14 protein-coding genes are annotated in these 16,521 nt (G+C 74.4%); 7 read left to right on the top strand and 7 right to left on the bottom strand.

The genetic code is table 11. From position 1 onward, the window contains the following. Positions 1-18: 18 nt before the first annotated feature. The 5 genes from O1G21_RS08275 (at position 19) to O1G21_RS08255 (ending at position 5,825) form a co-directional block, all read left to right on the top strand. On the top strand, positions 19-321 hold the full coding sequence (locus tag O1G21_RS08275; protein WP_270142105.1) for a hypothetical protein: 303 nt from the start codon (positions 19-21) through the stop codon (positions 319-321). 35 nt (positions 322-356) lie between these two features. Beyond that, positions 357-731, top strand: a complete 375-nt coding sequence (locus tag O1G21_RS08270; protein WP_270142103.1) for a TadE/TadG family type IV pilus assembly protein — start codon at positions 357-359, stop codon at positions 729-731. Further along, complete coding sequence (locus tag O1G21_RS08265; protein ID WP_405000601.1) at positions 728-1,207, top strand: TadE/TadG family type IV pilus assembly protein; 480 nt, start codon at positions 728-730, stop codon at positions 1,205-1,207. The genes O1G21_RS08270 and O1G21_RS08265 overlap by 4 nt, the downstream gene beginning before the upstream one ends. 173 nt (positions 1,208-1,380) lie before the next feature. Further along, positions 1,381-1,824: a TadE/TadG family type IV pilus assembly protein gene (locus tag O1G21_RS08260; RefSeq protein ID WP_270142099.1), complete on the top strand. Its 444-nt coding sequence runs from the start codon at positions 1,381-1,383 to the stop codon at positions 1,822-1,824. Further along, positions 1,824-5,825, top strand: coding sequence for a LysM peptidoglycan-binding domain-containing protein (locus O1G21_RS08255; RefSeq protein ID WP_270142097.1), 4,002 nt, complete (start codon positions 1,824-1,826; stop codon positions 5,823-5,825). The genes O1G21_RS08260 and O1G21_RS08255 overlap by 1 nt, the downstream gene beginning before the upstream one ends. A gap of 82 nt (positions 5,826-5,907) precedes the next feature. Here O1G21_RS08255 and O1G21_RS08250 read toward each other — a convergent pair whose 3' ends face one another. Both O1G21_RS08250 and O1G21_RS08245 read right to left on the bottom strand, forming a co-directional pair. Then, positions 5,908-6,204, bottom strand: coding sequence for a hypothetical protein (locus tag O1G21_RS08250; protein ID WP_270142095.1), 297 nt, complete (start codon positions 6,202-6,204; stop codon positions 5,908-5,910). 15 nt (positions 6,205-6,219) lie between these two features. Then, the gene (locus tag O1G21_RS08245; RefSeq protein WP_270142093.1) at positions 6,220-6,744 is read right to left on the bottom strand and encodes an HAD domain-containing protein; all 525 of its coding nucleotides are present in this window, start codon (positions 6,742-6,744) and stop codon (positions 6,220-6,222) included. Between the two features lie 487 nt (positions 6,745-7,231). Between O1G21_RS08245 and O1G21_RS08240 the strand changes: the two genes are divergently transcribed. Beyond that, a complete protein-coding gene (locus O1G21_RS08240; protein ID WP_270142091.1) occupies positions 7,232-9,226 on the top strand; it encodes a hypothetical protein in 1,995 nt (664 codons plus the stop codon). Positions 9,227-9,438: 212 nt separating this feature from the next. Here O1G21_RS08240 and O1G21_RS08235 read toward each other — a convergent pair whose 3' ends face one another. From O1G21_RS08235 to O1G21_RS08220, 4 genes are all read right to left on the bottom strand, one after another. Then, complete coding sequence (locus O1G21_RS08235; RefSeq protein WP_270142089.1) at positions 9,439-10,845, bottom strand: S53 family peptidase; 1,407 nt, start codon at positions 10,843-10,845, stop codon at positions 9,439-9,441. A gap of 285 nt (positions 10,846-11,130) precedes the next feature. Continuing rightward, positions 11,131-11,889: a 3-oxoacyl-ACP reductase FabG gene (gene fabG / locus O1G21_RS08230; RefSeq protein WP_270142088.1), complete on the bottom strand. Its 759-nt coding sequence runs from the start codon at positions 11,887-11,889 to the stop codon at positions 11,131-11,133. A 67-nt stretch (positions 11,890-11,956) separates the two neighbouring features. Continuing rightward, positions 11,957-13,156 (bottom strand): thiolase family protein, encoded by a 1,200-nt coding sequence (locus tag O1G21_RS08225; protein ID WP_270142086.1) that lies wholly within the window; start codon positions 13,154-13,156, stop codon positions 11,957-11,959. An 86-nt stretch (positions 13,157-13,242) separates the two neighbouring features. Continuing rightward, positions 13,243-14,406, bottom strand: coding sequence for an acyl-CoA dehydrogenase family protein (locus tag O1G21_RS08220; protein WP_270150840.1), 1,164 nt, complete (start codon positions 14,404-14,406; stop codon positions 13,243-13,245). 127 nt (positions 14,407-14,533) lie between these two features. Between O1G21_RS08220 and O1G21_RS08215 the strand changes: the two genes are divergently transcribed. Beyond that, positions 14,534-15,181, top strand: coding sequence for a TetR/AcrR family transcriptional regulator (locus O1G21_RS08215; protein WP_270142084.1), 648 nt, complete (start codon positions 14,534-14,536; stop codon positions 15,179-15,181). A 98-nt stretch (positions 15,182-15,279) separates the two neighbouring features. Here O1G21_RS08215 and O1G21_RS08210 read toward each other — a convergent pair whose 3' ends face one another. After that, entirely contained in the window at positions 15,280-16,410 is a 1,131-nt protein-coding gene (locus tag O1G21_RS08210; RefSeq protein WP_405000792.1) for a nitric oxide synthase oxygenase, read from the bottom strand. Positions 16,411-16,521: the final 111 nt, after the last annotated feature.

Here is a 16,521-nt window from a genome sequence, read left to right as displayed (position 1 = left end):
CCAGGACCGGAGACCCCGATGACCGTAAGACTCGCCCAGCTGGCCGGACGGGCGCTGCGGCCCGTGCTGCTGCCCGTGCAGTTCGCCCTGCTGCTGTTCACCCTGCGGCTGGGCCGGCTGCGCGCCGCCCGGGCGCGCGGCGACCGCGGCGCCATCAGCATCGAACTCGCCCTCGCCATCATCGCGTTGGTGTTCGTCGCGGGCGCCGTCGCGACCGCGCTGTACCTGCTGAAGGACAAGGTGGTCACCAAGGTCGAGCAGGACCCGAACCTGCCCGGCGGCGGGGGTGCCGCGGGCGGCGCGGGTGGCGCCACCAAGTGACCGGGTTCCTCCGCCGCCGCGGCGACCGGGGGTCGATGAGCATCAGTCTGGCCATCGTCTTCCCGGTCGTCCTGCTGCTCCTGCTGCTCGTCGTCCAGGCCGCGCTGATCTGGTACGACCGGCAGGTCGCGCTCACCGCCGCCCGTGAGGGCGTGGACGCCGGCCGGGTGCAGGGGAACACGGAGCAGGAGGCGGCGGAGGAGGCCGCCCGGCGGCAGGCCGGGGACTTCCTGGACCGGCAGGGTGTGCACGGCTACCGGGTGGAAACGGGAGACAGCACGGCCGAGACGATCAAGGTCACGGTGGAACTGACGCCCCCGCTGCTGATACCCGGGCTCACCGGGCCCAGCGTCCGCCAGTACGCCGAGGCGCCGCGCGAGCGCTTCGTCCCGCCGGTGGTGACGCCGTGAGACCGGGGAGAGGGCCGGTCGGCGCCGTGCGGCCGGGGTGGCGACGGCGGCCGCGCCGGCCGGACCGGGGCGGGATCGCGATCGAGGCGGCGATCGTCGTCCCTGGCGTGGTCGGACTGGTCCTGCTGGCGATCGCCGCCGGGCGGGTGCAGACCGCGGCGGGCACGGTGGAGGCCGCGGCCCGCGCGGGCGCCCGGACCGGCTCGCTGCAGCGCAGCGTCGCCGGGGTGGACCAGCCCGCCAGGGACTCCGCCCTGGCGACGCTGCGCCAGCAGGGCGTCTCCTGCCGCGAGCAGGACGTCCGGGTCAGCACGGGCGAGTTGCAACTGGAGGGCGGCCCGGTGGTGACCGTCAAGGTCACCGTGGTCTGCGACGTCGAACTCGCCGACCTGCTCGGCGGACCGTCCGGGGTGCCCGTGACGAAGCACCTCGTCGGGGAGTTCATCTCGGTGATGGACCGCTACCGCGGCACATGACGGCGGCACGGGGCGGCACGCGGGCCGCAACGGGCGCGGCAGGGGGATTGGGGACGGCCCGCGCGGGGGAGACGCAAGCGGAGAGCGCTCGGGGGATGACGCAACGGTACCGAGTGGCGCCCGGCGGGGGGTCGGTGGGGAGACATCGTGCGGATTGGGGGTAGGGGATGCGGGTGCTGAGTCGACTGCGACGCCCAGGACCCCGCCCGGACCGGGGCGCGGTCGCCCTGTTCGTGGCGATCTGCGCGGCCTACCTGGTGCTCGTCATCGCGCTGGTGATCGACGCGGGCGGCCGACTGCGGGTCGCCGAGCGCACCGACGCCTACGCCCAGGAGGCCGCCCGGGTCGGCGGACAACAGCTCGACCAGGCGGCCGTGCTGCAGGGGAAGGGCTTCAAGGTCAAGCAGGACTACGTCCGGCAGGCCGCCGAGACCTACCTGGAGCTGTACGGGCTGCACGTCGACGACGTCGAGTTCTCCGGTGGCGGCAAGGTCGTCACCGTCACCGTGCGGACCGACTACCGGCCGGTCCTGCTGGGCGCCCTCGGGCAGCGGAAGGTAACGGGCAAGGGCAGTGCGACCCTCGTCCACGGAGTCGAGAAAGCGGAGACCGACTGATGGCCGCGCCACGTGCCAAGGACCAGGCCCGTACCGCCCAGGCCCGTACCGGTGGGCCCGGAACCGGGAAGGGCGGGACGCCGACCGTGAGGGGGCACGCCCGGAGCGGACGCCGGGCCGGACGCGGCCGCGGCGGCGCGCTGATCACCGCGCTCGCCGCGCTGGTCACCCTGCTCGCCCTGCTGTTCGGCGTCCCCGCCCTGCTGCTGTACGGCACCCAGGCGGTCGCCTCGATGGGCGAGGTCGCGTCCGGCGGGGTGGGGGAGGCGCTCACCAGCCCGGACGACGGACAGCTGTTCCTCTGGCTGCTGGTGGTGGTCGGCTGGCTGGCCTGGGCGTGCTTCGCGCTCTCCGTCCTGCTGGAGGTCCCCGCCCAGCTGCGCGGCCGGATCGCCCGCCGGATCCCGGCCTTCGGCTGGAGCCAGCGGCTCGCGGCCGGGCTGGTCGGCTCGGTGCTCGCACTGCTGCCGGTGGCCGGTTCGGCCTTCGCGGCGGCGCCCGGAGCCTCCCACGCCCCCGCCGCCCAGGCCCAGTTGACCCCGGGCGTGCAGCGGGCCGCGCTGCCCGCCGCCCAGCCCGCGCCCGCGCTGGCCCCGGCGACCGACCCCCGCCCCACCTACACCGTACGGGACAGCCGGCCGGCGGACAGTCTGTGGTCCATCGCGGAGCGCCAACTGGGCTCCGGGGAGCGGTGGGTGGAGATCGCCAAGCTCAACGACGGCCGGGTGATGGACGATTCCGGCCTGCGCTTCGACGCGGAACGGCCGATCCAGCCAGGCTGGGAGCTGTTGATGCCGGCGGACGCCAAGCCGGACGAGGCGAAGGCGCCCGCGCAGGGCCCCGCCCCGGCCCCGGAGCCGGCTCCCGCCCGGGCACAGGCGCAGACACCGGCTCCGGCGCAGGCGCAGACACCGGCTCCGGCGCAGACGCCGCAGTCCGCGACGGAGCCGGCTGCGGGCGGGCCGAAGACGGTGACCGTCCGCTCCGGGGACAGCCTGTCGGCCATCGCCCAGCGGGAGCTGGGAGACGCCGAGGCCTGGCCGAAGCTGTTCGAGGCGAACAAGGGCGTGCAGGCGCCGGACGGGGAACGGCTGACCGATCCGGACGTGCTGGAGCCGGGGATGGTGCTCACCGTACCGGGGGCGGCCGCGCCGGCTCCTGTGCCTGCACCTGTACCTGCTCCTGCTCCCGCTGCCGGTTCCGAGCAGGCGCCCGCGACGTCGGGCGCGCCCGAGCAGGTCCCGGCTGCCCGGACCCCGGCTCCCGCCCCGTCCCCGGCCCAGCCCGAGGCCCCGTCCCAGAACCCGGTGCCCGCCCACACTCCGGCTCCCGCTCCCGCCGCGCACGCCGCCCGGGCGCCCGGTGGCGACTACCGCGTCGCCCTGGGCGCCTCCACGGTCGGCGTCCTGCTCGCCGCCATCATGGTCGGCACCGTCGCCTACCGGCGCGGCACCCAGCTGCGCGCCCGTCGCCCCCGGCACCGCATCGCAATGCCCGATGCCGAGGCCGCTGCCTTCGAGAACGAACTGATGGCCCGTCAGGACCGCGCCGGGCTCGAGCTGCTGGACCGCGCCCTGCGCACCCTGGCCCGCAACACCGTGCGCGGCGGCAAGCGGCTGCCCGCGATCGTCGCGGCCCGGATCACCCCCGACCACACCATCGAACTCCACCTGTCCGGACCGGCCACCCCGATCGCGCCGTTCCGCGCCGCGCACGCCGCCAACGTCTGGTGGTGCAGCGAGGAGTCCGGCGACGTGCTGAGCCCCGCCCAGGCCCGCAAGACCGCCGCGCCCTACCCCGCGCTGGTCACCCTCGGCACCTCGCCGGACGGCTCGGTGGTCCTCGCCGACCTGGAGGCCGTCCGGCTGCTCCACCTGTCCGGGCACCCCGACGACGCCCGGGACGTGCTGCGCACCCTCGCCATCGAGCTCGCCCACAGCCCGCTGGCCGACCGGCTCCACCTGCACCTGGTGGACCTCGCGGAGGAGGTGCCGATCAGCGGACCGGCCGCCGAGCGGATCCACCGCCACCCCACCCTGGAGGCCGCGCTGGCCGCCCTCGGCCCGCGCACCGCCAAGGCCCGCGCCACCCTGATCGCGGCCGAGGCCGCAAGCCCGCGCGAGGCCCGCAGCCGGGGCCAGGCGGACGAGTCCTGGGTGCCGGAGATCGTGCTCTGCGCCCAGCGACCCGGCGGCGAGGTGCCCGCCGAGCTCGGCCGACTGCTGGACGCCCGCCCGCGCACCTGCGTCGCCGTCATCACCCGCGCCCCCGAGCCCGGCACCGGACCGGTGGCCCGATGGACCCTGCCGGCCACCGGCCAGGCCGCCATCCCGGGCCTGCACCTGACCGTGGAGCTCCAGCGGCTGGACGACCACCAGTACGACCAGGTCACCGAACTGCTTCGGGTCGCCGACGACCCCACCCAGCACCCGGCGCCCGCCTGGACCCTGGACGGCCCCGGGCTCGACCCGGACCCGGACGAGGACACCGACACCACCGAACTGCCCGTCACCGTACCGGTGCTGGCCGCCGTCGGCGCTCCGGGCGCGACGGCGGAGGAGGGGGAGGACGCGGCGACCGGGCCGCAGCTGCTGACCCGGGTCATCGGGACCGGCGCCAGCCCCTTCGCGGGCACCGACCCGGTGGCGCCCGCGCCGGTGCCCGCGCCCGTGCCCGGGCCGGCGCGGTTCGCCGTCAACGGGCAGGGGCGGCAGGCGGCCACCGGGACCGGGCAGCCCGCCGACGAGGCCACCCGCGACCTGCGGCTGCCGGCCGGGCCCGCCGAGGTGGCGGAGCCGACCGGGACGGGGCCGGAGGACGCGGCCGCCACCGCCGAGGCGGCGCCGGTGGACGCCCCGGTGACGGTGCTTCCCGTGCAGCCCGTTCAGCCGGCGCAGCCCGTTCGGCCCGCGCAGCCCGTTCAGACCGTGCGTCCCGTGGTCCCGCAGCCGCCTGCCGGGCCGATACCGCCCGCGCAGCCCGCAGAGCCCGTACGGCCCGCCGAGCCCGTGCCGACGCACCAGAGCGCGCCCGCGCCCACCGGCGTCGACCCGCGCGTTCCGGCCCGGCCGGAGCCCGGCCCCGGCCCGAGCGTTTCGGATGCCCCGTCCGGTGCAGAGCCAGGGACGCCGGCCGAACCCGGTCCGGCCGCCGCGGCCCCGGTCGCCCGGACCACCCCCGGCCGCAGCGACAGCGACGACCTGCTCGCCATCCTCCGCTCCCCGGAGGCGCACACCCCGCGCAACGCCCCCCGGATCCGGCTGCTCGGCCCGGTCGACGTGGCCGGCACCCCCGGAGCCGTCGAACCCGGCGCGCTGCCCCGGCTCACCGAGCTCGCCGTCTACCTCGCGCTGCGCCCGGGCGCCGACCACCACGCGCTCGACCACGACCTCCACCCGGGCGCCGCCCATCTCGACCCGCACCCCACCGCGCCCGACGCCAAGAGCCCGCTCCCGGCCAAACTCGCCGACCTGGCGGCCTGGTTCGGCACTTCGCCCGACGGCCGCGCCTACCTGCCCACCGAGACCACCGACGGCTACGCCTTCGCCCCGGCCGTCACCTGCGACTGGGACGAGTTCCGCAGCCTCTACCGGCGCGGCATGCGCAGCACCAGTGCCACCGCCGACGCCGCCCTCGCCCATGCCCTGGCCCTGGTGCGGGGAGCCCCCTTCGCCGAGGCTCCACCCGCCTCGTACGGCTGGGCCGAGTCCGAGCGCCAGGACATGATCGCCGCGATCGTCGACACCGCCCACGAGCTCGCCGCCCGCCGCCTCCAGTACGGCGACCACCGCAGCGCCGAGGCGGCCGTCTTCCGCGGCCTCGCGGTCGCCCCGGACGTCGAACTCCTGCACCGGGACCTCTTCTACGCCTACGCCTCGGCCGGTGCGCGCGACCAGCTGCTGCGCGCGGTGAACCGGCTCGACGCACTGAGCCGCCGCACCGGCCGGGACCTGGACGCCGACACGGTCGCCCTGCTGCGCGACCTGCTCGCCGGCTCCTGAAGGCGGCGGACCGTCCGCCCGGTCACCCCTGGTCCGCCGGGGGTGACCGGGTGGGTGCGGGTGCGTGCGTGCGGGAGACGGGTCACTCCGCCCAGGAGAAGGGGCGGCAGACACAGGCGCCGTCGCGCGAGGGCTTGGAGGCCGTGTGGACGTCCTGGACGGATCCGGTCGGCAGTCGGGCCACCACCACCATGACCCGCCGGGGGTCGGCCGGGGTCCGGGCCACGATCTCGGCCTGCTCCTGCTCCGTCGCCCGGACCAGCACGCTGAACTCGTACGCCCCGTGCTCGACGCCGTACTCGTCCGCCCACAGTTCGAGCAACGCCCCGTCCTGCAGGGGAAGATGCCAGCGGGCCGGCGGTGCGGCTACGAGTTCCATGACGGGGGAGTGTAGTCAGAGCGTGCGCAGCCAGGCGTCGAGGGTGGCGAAGTCGGAGTCGGTGAGGCCGACTTGGGGATCGATTCGGTGGAGCAGGGCGCGGGCGGGGGAGTGGGCGTCGACCCAACGGCGGTCGGCCGGGGTGATCTCGTCGTCCATCCAGGCGAACGGGCGACCGGCCGCCCAGGCGACCAAGGTGCGGGTCTTCCAGTGCAGTTGGCCACTGCCACCGCCATCGCCATCGCCACTTTCCGACTCTCCGGCCACCGGCCAGTCCACGTAGGGAAGTTGCGGTAGCCCCAGCCTGGGCGAAAGGCAGTCGTTGGCGTCCGCCAGCCAGGTGGTGGCCCAGACCAGTTCGCAGGGCAGGCCCAGCAGTCGGCGCCCCAGGCCCGGGTCGACCCGGGCCACCAGCGGATTGCCGGACGGCCCGGAACCCGGGCCCGGGTAGGTGGGGTAGCCGCCCGGGGGCGGGGCGCCGAAGGGAATGAGCGGTCCGTCGACGTCGAGGAACAGCAGGGGCGGGCCGTAACCGGTCATGACGGGACGATAGCGGCCGGTGCCGACGGCGTGGCACGCTGATCGGCCACCCGGCCTGGCTCGGGCATGCCGGGATCTCGTAGGGTGGCGCGCACGGGTTGTGGTGGCAGGCACCACGAAGGCAAGGGCATCAGACGCCGTGGAAGCGGCGGGGCGGGGCGGTGACCAGAAGATGGCGGAGACGACAGCTGTTTCCGGAGGTCCCGAGCCGGCAGCGGACTCGGGCCCCTGGGACGCCGTACCGCCGCCGCCCGCGCGCCAGCCCGCCGAGGAGCACCCGCCCGGGCCCGCCGCGCTGTACGAGCCGCCGCCCGCGCCTCCGGCACCCCCGGCACCCCCGGCACCCCCGGCACCCCCCGTGGTGCCCCCGGCCCCGCCCGCTCCGGTGCCGACGGCCCCGCTGCCGCCCGCGCCGCCGGTCGCACCCACCGGATGGACCCTCACCGGCCTGCCCGCCGCAGGCGCATCCGCCCCGGCGACGGCAGCCGTGGCTCCTGCCGCGGGCCCCGGTGGGCTGGGCGCGGCGCCGCGCGGCCGGATCCTGGTGATCGAGGGCGGGTACGGCAACTCCGGCCGCCGCACCTGGGGCCGGGGCGGTCCCGCCCAGGCGCCGGTGCTGTCGGCGATGCTGGCCGCCGTCTCGCCGCAGGTGCTGCTCGCCGCGGACGCGGTGGACGCCGTCCACCTGCCCGGCGCCAGCGACCCGCAGACCGTCCTCGCCCATCTGCGCGCCGCCTCCCGGCACCCCGGACCGCTGCTGGTCCACCTGGGCGGGCACGTCGTCGCCGACAAGCGCGGCGGCCAGCTGCAGCTCACCCTGCGCGACTCCAAGCAGGACGGACTGCCCTGGCAGGCCATCGCCGCCGAACTGGGCCACCGTCCGGCCGAGTGGCAGACCCTGGTCATCGCCGACCTGAGCGCCGACCAGAACGCCTGGCCGTACCTCCAGGGCACCGTCTCGCCGCTCAGCGAGGGCATTCCGCTGTGGGCGGTGGTCAGCCCGGACCCGGAGCAGATCGGCACCTTCACCCGCGCCCTGATCGAGGCGTTGCACGGCGGCCGCCCGGGCGCGGGCGACGTGCTCGCCCCCGAGCAACTGCGCCAGCAGGTGTACTCGGTGCTACGGCCGGACGTGGTCATCCTGGCCACCCACACCCCGGACCGGCCGGTGTTCCGCAACACCGCCCGCCGGGGCGACGCCCAGCCGGCGGACGCCATGCTGCCGCTGACGGACGCGCTGCCGGTGACGGGCGCGCTGTCGCTGCCCTCTGAACCCGTCCCGTCTGTCGTGCCGCCGCTGCCGCGCCAGGCAGAGCCGCAGGACGCCGTGGTCGAGCGGGTGTCGGCGGCTTCGACCCCGGCGCCGGTCACGCCCGTCGGTGGCCCGGTGAGCCTGCTCAAGCCCGGCGTGCCGCCCACGCCGCCTCGACCGGCCCGCCCGGTCAGCCTGCTGAAGGTGGGCGAGCCGACCGCCGAGGCGCCGTCGAGCGTGAGCCTGCGCAAGGCCGTTCCGACGGCGGAGGCCACACCCTCGGCGGGCGTCACGCTGCGCAAGGGTCGGCCGGAGTCCTCGGACGTCGTCGCGGTCGGGGCCGAGGCTCCGTCGCCGGCGGTTGCCGAGGTTGAAGCCGAGGACGTGGCCGAGGTCGAGGACGTGGCCGTGGATGTGGCCGAGGTCGAGGACGTGGCCGTGGCCGTGGATGTGGCCGAGGTCGAGGACGTGGCCGTGGCCGTGGATGTGGCCGAGGTCGTCGAGGACGTCGTCGACGTCGCCCCGGTGGCTGCCGAGGTCGCCGCCGTGGTCGCCGAGGAGCCCCAGGACGCCGCCCCGGCCGAGGCCCAGCCGACGGGCGAGGTGCCGCAGGACGACGCGCCGCAGCACGACGGACCGCAGGGCGAGGTGCCGCAGGACGTGGTGCCCACCGACGCGGTGCCGGTCGATGAGCCGCCCGTATCGGCCGAGACCGCAGCCGCCCCCCAGGACGCCCCGCAGCACGCCCCGCAGACGGGCATCCAGGACGCCGGTGCGCCGCGCGCGGACTACCGCGAAGTCATCGGACGGATCGTCCGCAGCGCCGATGCCGGGGACCACGCCGCCGCCACCGACCTCGCCTTCGCCCTGGAGCTGGAGGCGATCGCCGAGCACGGCGCCGTCTCCGAGCCGGTCCTCCAGGTGCGCCAGGTACGTGCCCACGTGTGCCGGCTCGCGGGCCGACCGGCCGAGGCGGCCGAGATCTACCGAGAGGTGGCCATGACGCTGCTCCGCTCGCGGGGCGCGGACCACCCGGAGACCCAGCAGGCGGCCACCAACGCCGAGGCCTGCTGGCGTTCGATCACCGACCGGGCGGAGGCCGTGCGCATCGGCCCGGAGATCATCGAGCTGCGCGCCTACCTCCCCGGCCCCAACAACCGCAAGCTCCGGGCTGCCGAGCGCTATCTCACCCAGCTGGCCGCCACCCCGGCCCCGGCCGACCAGGCCTGACAGGCCCGGACTCCGGCGGCCCGCCGGAGTCCGCCGGGCCGCCGCCCCGCCGACAGGCGCCTAGCACCGAACAACTGACAGAAGACAGAAAACAGAAGACAGAAAACAGCGAACGGATAACAGATTTCGAAATCTGTTATCCGTTCGCTGTTACTTGTCAGCTGTCAGCTGTCAGCTTGTTGGCTGCTCAAGGCATCAACCGACACGACTGCTTACTGCTCGTCACCCTGGCTGTTGTCGCCGATCTGGAAGTCGCCGGCGATCGCGTGGACGAACTTGGTGCCGTCGATGGTGCCGAGGCCGCTCGCGAGGTCGTAGCCCTCGGTGGCGTTGTAGCCGGTGACGCCGCCCCAGCCGTTGTCGCCCTCCTTGACGTCCACGATGCCGCTCCAGTTGCTCGGGAGCAGGCTCAGGCCGTACAGGCTCGGGTTGATCTGACCGAGGCGGTGGCCGGCGAGCTGGTCGGCGAGGGCGACGACGCCCGAGAACAGCGGGGTGGCCTCGCTGGTGCCGCCGGTGAGGTGCCAGCCGACCGCGGTCGGGTCGTAGGACTCGTAGGTCCAGGCGGCGCCGTCGACGGCCGCGCTCATGCTGATGTCTGGGGTGCCGCGGTGGTTGCCGGTGACGTTCGCGACGCCGGCCTGGTACCACGGGCGGTCGAAGATGCCCGACACGCCGCCGCCGCCGGCGCCGGACTTGTCGTGCCACACCTTGTCGGCCGCGGTGCGGTTGCCCTTGTCGTCCAGGGTCAGCTGGGTGCCGCCGACGGAGGTGACCAGCGGGTCCGAGGACGGCCAGGAGTTGACCTTGAACTGGTACAGGTCGGTGCCGTTGGACTGCGCGTCGGTCGCGCCGTTGTCGCCGGAGGCGGCGAGGACGGTGACGTTGCGGGCGGCGGCGGCCTTGAAGGCGTAGCGCAGGTCGGTCAGCGACTTGAAGTCGCCCTTGTCGTAGCCCGGGAAGGTGTTCTCGGTGGCGCCGAAGCTCTGCGAGATGACGTCGCCGATGCCCTTCTTGATGAGGTCCTTCTCGGCGTCCATCATCTCGGGCAGACCGGTGGTGCCCTCGGTCTCGGCGACGCCGGTCTCGACCAGGACGATGTGCGCGTCGGGGGCGATCGCGTGGGCGTACTCGACGTCCAGGGTGGTCTCGCCGGCCCAGCCGGTGTGGTCGGGGTTCTTCGGGTCGAAGGCGGGGACGTTGCCCCACTTCCGCACCTCGACCTGGGTGTCCTGGATACCCCACTGCTTGTCGAAGACCTCCAGGTCGTGCTGGATGGTCGGGGAGCCGAAGGAGTCGACGATGACGATCGTGCGGCCCTTGCCGGTGACGCCCTCCTGGTACAGGGGGTTCAGGTTGTAGGCGTTCCGGTACTGCAGCGGCGAGTAGCAGTGGATGCCGATCTGGCTGACGCACTGAGTGGTGGTCAGCGGTGCCGGGCGGGTCGTGGCGAGGTGGTGGCCGAAGGAGGCCGGGCGGACGTGCACGCCCGAGAGGTCGTGCGCGGGGGCGGCGGTCGCGGCGCCGACGGCCGGAACGGCGATGGTGCCGGCGGTGAGGGCGGTGGCCCCCACGGCGAGCAGAGCCAGGGCACGGCGGAGGGTGGCGGGGCTGCCCATGGGACTCCTTGGGACGCAGAGGGCCCGACCAGGTCGGGTCGGGTCGGTTCGGACATCCCATCGAGTGCCGCATGATCATGCCATAGTCATTTGGTGGGGTCGTCTGCGTGGGTGCATGGTCATGATCGGCCACGCGAAAAGGTAAAGGCCGTCCCAGGGGAAAGTAACCACGCACCTGGGACGGCCATGTGATGACACGTCAGTAATATTCAATGAATATTAACCGTATCTACCCACTACCCACTCACTTCAATCGGAGCCACCGAATTTCCGCGACTGCCGGAACTACCGGGCCCCGCCGTTGACGTAGAGTGTCTGCCCGCTCACGTAAGAGGCCTCCTCGCTGGCCAGGAAGGCGACCACCGAGGCGATCTCCTCCGGCTGCCCGACCCGGCGCAGCGGCGTGCGGGCGGCCACCTCGGTCTGGTGGTCCTCGGCGGTGGCGCCGACCCGCTCGGCGGTGGCCGCCGTCATCGCGGTGGCGATGTAGCCGGGGGCGACGGCGTTGACGTTGATGTTGAACGGTCCGAGCTCGATCGCCAGGGTCGCGGTGAGCCCCTGGATGCCGGCCTTGGCGGCCGCGTAGTTGGCCTGGCCCCGGTTGCCGAGCGCGGAGCGCGAGCTGAGCGAGACGATCTTGCCGTACTTCTGCGCCACCATGTACTTCTGCGCCACGTGGCTGCAGTTGTACGCGCTGGTCAGGTTGACCGTCAGGACGGTGTCCCAGTCGGCCTTTGGCATCTTGAAGAACAGGTTGTCCCGGGTGATCCCGGCGTTGTTCACCAGGATGTGCAGCCCGCCGAGCTCCTCCGCGACCCGCGCGAACACCGCCTCGACGGCGTCGTAGTCGGCCACGTCGCAGCCGTAGGCCCGGGCGGTGCCGCCCTTGGCGGTGATCTCGGCGACCGTCCCGGCCGCCCGCTCGGCGGTCAGGTCGACCACCGCGACGGCCGCGCCCTCCTCCGCCAGCCGGCGGGCGGTGGCCGCGCCGATGCCCTGCGCCGCGCCGGTCACCACGGCGACCTTTCCTGCGAAACGCGTCATGCCAGTTCCTCCACTCATCGGACCCCGCTCACCGGAAAATCCATTCAGAACTCATCGGAAAATCGACTCAGACGTTCTCGACCAGCACGGCCGTACCCTGCCCCACGCCCACGCACATCGTGGCCAGGCCGCGCCGGGCGCCGGTGCGGCGCATCCGGTGCAGCAGGGTGGTGAGGATGCGGGCGCCCGAGCCGCCCAGCGGGTGGCCGAGGGCGATCGCCCCGCCGCTCGGGTTGACGATCTCGTCGGCCCGCTCCGGGCTGAACCCGATGCCGTCGGCGGAGGCCAGCGCCTGGGCGGCGAAGGCCTCGTTCAGCTCGGCGGTGTCCAGGTCGGCGAGGTTCCACCCGGCCCGCCCGAGTACCTTGGCCGTGGCCGGCACCGGACCGATGCCCATGACGTCCGGGTGCACCCCGGCCGAGGCCCCGGCCACGTACCGGCCGAGCGGTTGCAGCCCGAGGTCGCGCAGCGCCTCCTCGCTGACCAGGACCAGTCCGGCCGCGCCGTCGTTCATCGGCGAGGCGTTCCCGGCCGTGACGGTGCCGCCCTGACGGAAGGCCGGCTTGAGCCTGCCGAGCTTCTCCAGGCTGGTGTCCTCGCGGATGCCCTCGTCCTGGGTCACCGTCACCCCGTCCGGGCGCTCGACCGGGATCAGCTCGGCGTCGAAGTGCCCGTCCTTGCGGGCGGCGGCGGCCCGCTGGTGGCTGCGCAGCGCGAAGGCGTCCTGGCGCTCGCGCCCGATGCCGTACCGGCTCGCCACCTCCTCGGCGGTCTCGCCCATGCTGAGCACGCCGTGCAGCTCGGCCATCCGCGGGTTGGTGAGCCGCCAGCCGAGCCGGGTGTCGTGGGTCTCGATCCGGTGCGGCAGCGCCTCGTCGGGGCGGGGCAGCACGAAGGGCGCGCGGGTCATCGACTCGCAGCCGCCGGCCAGCACCACGTCGGCCTCGCCGGAGCCGATCGCCCGGGCGGCGAGGGTGACGGCCTCCAGGCCGGAGGCGCAGAGCCGGTTGACGGTGGCTCCGGGGACGCTCTCCGGCAGGCCGGCCAGCAGGACGGCCATCCGGGCGGCGTTGCGGTTGTCCTCGCCGGCCTGGTTGGCGGCGCCCCAGTAGACGTCGTCGATGCGGGCCGGATCGAGGGCGGGTACGTCGGCGAGCAGGGCGCGCAGCACGGTGGCCGAGAGGTCGTCCGGGCGGACCGTGGCGAGCGCTCCGCGAAGCCGGCCGATGGGTGTGCGGCGGGCTGCGGCGAAGTAGACGGGACGCACGTCGTGCTCCTTGTCGAGAGGGGTGGGATGCGCTGGGGGTGGGATGCGCTTACGGCGATGGTCTTGCGGCGATGGTCTTGCGGAGCTCAGAAGGCGTTGACGCCGGTCAGGGCGCGCCCGATGAGCAGTTGGTGGATCTGGCTGGTGCCCTCGTAGAGGGTCATCACGCGGGCGTCGCGCAGGTACTTGCCGACGGGGTACTCGTCGATGAAGCCGTAACCGCCGAACACCTGGAGCGCGTTGTTGGCGGCCCGGACGGCGGCCTCGCTCGCGAAGAGCTTGGCGACGGAGGACTCGGTGGCGAACGGCAGGCCGCGTTCGATGTGGTCGGCGACCTTCCAGGTGAGCAGCCGGGCGGCCTCGACGTCCACCGAGATGCCGGCCAGCAGCTCCTGGACGAGCTGGTGCGAGGCGATCGGCTTGCCGAACTGCTCGCGCTCGCCCGCGTAGCGGACCGCGGCCTCCAGGCAGGCCCGGGCGATGCCGACGCAGCCGGCCGCGACCGACATCCGCCCCTTGGCCAGCGCCGCCATCGCCACCGTGAAGCCCTTGCCGACCTCGCCGAGCCGGGCGCCGTCGGGCACCCGGACGCCGTCCAGGGCGAGTTCGGCGGTGGCCTGGCCGCGCAGGCCGAGCTTGCCGTGGATCTCGGTGCGGCCGAAGCCGGGCAGGTCGGTGGGGACCAGGAAGGCGGTGATGCCCCGGTGACCCTGCTGCTCGGGACGGTCGCCGCCGGTGCGGGCGAAGACCAGCGCGACGTCGGCCCAGGTGCCGTTGGTGATGAAGGTCTTGGCGCCGCTGATCAGCCAGTCGTCGCCGTCGCGGACCGCCCGGGTGGTGAGGTTGGCGGCGTCCGAGCCGGTGCCGGGCTCGGTGAGCGCGAAGCAGCCGAGCGCCTCGCCCGAGGTGAGCCGGGGCAGCCAGTGCCGCTTCTGCTCCTCGGTGCCGAAGCCGTTGATCGACTTGCCGACCAGGCCGAGCGAGACCGAGACGATCCCGCGCACGGCCGAGTCGCCGCGCCCGAGCTCCTCCAGGACCAGGCAGTACGCGAGGTGGTCGCCGCCGCTGCCGCCGTACTCCTCGGGGATGGTCAGGCCGAGGAAGCCGACCTTCCCGAGCTTGCCGACGATCGAGCGGTCCACCGACTCGGCGCGGTCCCACTCGGCGGCGTACGGCACGATCTCGCGGTCGGTGAAGGAGGCGGCGAGGTCCCGGACGGCGCTCTGCTCCTCGGACAACTCCAGGTTCACGGCGGTGCCCACCTCGTTAAACTAGCGCTGCAAGTTTTACCAGGGGACTGTAGCTCCGACCCGCCGTGCTGGGAAGGGGCACCTGCCAGAATCGGTCCTCACCCACCCGACCGGAGGTAGCGACCCGATGGCCCGCCCGCGCACCCCGCTGCTCAGCCGCGACCGGATCGTCGCCGTCGCTCTGCGGCTGATCGACGACGAAGGGCTGGAGGTCCTCTCCACCCGCCGCCTCGCCGCCGAGCTCTCGGTCAGCGGGCCGTCGCTCTACAACCACTTCGCCACCAAGGACGAACTCCTGGACGCGGTGGTGGACAGCGTCATCGGGGAAGTCGACCTGTCGATGTTCAGCCGCCCGGGCACCCCCTGGCCGGACGCGCTGCACGCCTGGGCGCGCTCCTACCGCGCCGCGCTGGCCGCCCACCCCAACATCGTCCCGGTGCTCGCCCAGGGGCCGGGGCGGCGGCCCAACGCGCTGCGCCTGGCCGACGCGGTCTTCGGGCACCTGGTCGAATCCGGCTGGCCGCGCGGCCAGGCCACCCGGATCGGCGCGCTGATGCGCTACTTCGTCACCGGCTCCGCACTCGCCTCCTTCGCGGCCGGCTTCCCGGCGGACGCCGAGGTCTACGACGCGGCCGACTACCCGCACCTCGGCGAGGCGCACCGGCTCGCCGGGCACCGGGGGACGGTCGACGAGGGCGCCTTCGAGACCGGGCTCGAGGCGCTGCTGGACGGCCTCGTCCTGCGCTTCGAGCGCCTGCCCGCGCGGTCGGCGTAGGACCGCCCGGTCCCTTCTGGCCCGCGTCCTCCTGCGTCCTATCGCGCTCTCTCGCGGTCTACTGCGTCCCACCGCGTTCCCTCGCGTTCCATCGCGTCCTACCAGGGCTCGCGGGCGAGGAAGGCCGGCCGCTGCTCCGGGTCCACCGGGTCGTAGTACCGGTGGTAGACCGGCGTCAGTCCGCCGGAGACCGGGGGCACGATCCAGCTCCAGTCCGCCGGGGTCGGGCGGCCCAGCCGCTGCTCCTGGGCGACGTGCTTGAGGAAGCGCTCCGACTCGGTGTGGTGGTCGGCGATCGTCACCCCGGCCTCCTGGAACGAGTGCAGCACCGCGATGTTGAGTTCGACCAGGGCGCGGTCGCGCCAGAGCGTGCGGTCGCTGGAGGTGTCCAGGCCCAGCCGCTCGGCGACGGTGCCGAGCATGTCGTAGCGGTCGGCGTCGGCGAGGTTGCGGGCACCGATCTCGGTGCCCATGTACCAGCCGTTGAACGGCGCGGTGGGGTAGCGGACGCCGCCGATCTCCAGCGTCATGTCGCTGATCGCGGGCACCGCGTACCAGCGCAGCCCGAGCTCGGCGAACCACGTGTGCTCGGGGTGGCTCAGCGGCACCTCGAGGGTGGTGTCGTCCGGCAGCTCGTACCAGCGCGGGCGCTCGCCCGGGCGTTCCTGGACCAGCAACGGCAGTGCCTCGAAGCGGTCCTCGGCGCACTTCCAGCCGAGCTCGCGGGCCCGGGCGGCGAGCGCGGTGCCCGCCGGGTCGCCGACCACGGCGCCGTCGACCCGGTGCCCGGCGTAGCGGACCAGCTGCTGGTTGAGGATCCGCGCGGCCGGGCGGCCCGGGCGGTCGGGGGCGAACACCGAGACCACCGGGCGGATCCGGCCGCCGTTGCCCGCCAGGCGCAGGTGCTCGAAGCACTCGGCGGCGATGTCGTCGGCGGCGGACAGGTGGCGCAGGTCGCGGACCACCAGGCTGCGCCAGTACAGCCGACCGATGCAACGGGCGGCGTTGCGCCAGGCGAGCTTTGCGCCGTAGGCGAGTTCGGCGGGGGTGTGCCGGTAGCTGCCGGTGCGGTCGATCTCCTCCCGGACGGCGCCCAGCCTCGGCTCCGGGTCACCGGCGGCGGGCTGCTCGCGGTGGAACTGGCGGATGAACTCGGCCGCCCGGTCGGGGTCGGTGAACGGCGCGGGCGCGGACGGCAGTTGCGGGCCGGGCCAGTGCGGTGTGGGCACCTGCGGTACGGGCACCTGCGGTGCGGGCACCTGCGGGGGCGGCGGGAACGCGCCCGGGCCGTGGGCCGGGTGGGCGTGGGCGTACGGGCAGCCGCCGCTCGGGGCGGTGGC

Source organism: Kitasatospora cathayae, assembly GCF_027627435.1.
Taxonomy (GTDB): domain Bacteria; phylum Actinomycetota; class Actinomycetes; order Streptomycetales; family Streptomycetaceae; genus Kitasatospora; species Kitasatospora cathayae.
The sequence above is the reverse complement of the archived record's forward strand: the minus strand, read 5'-3'. Positions and strand labels throughout refer to the sequence as shown.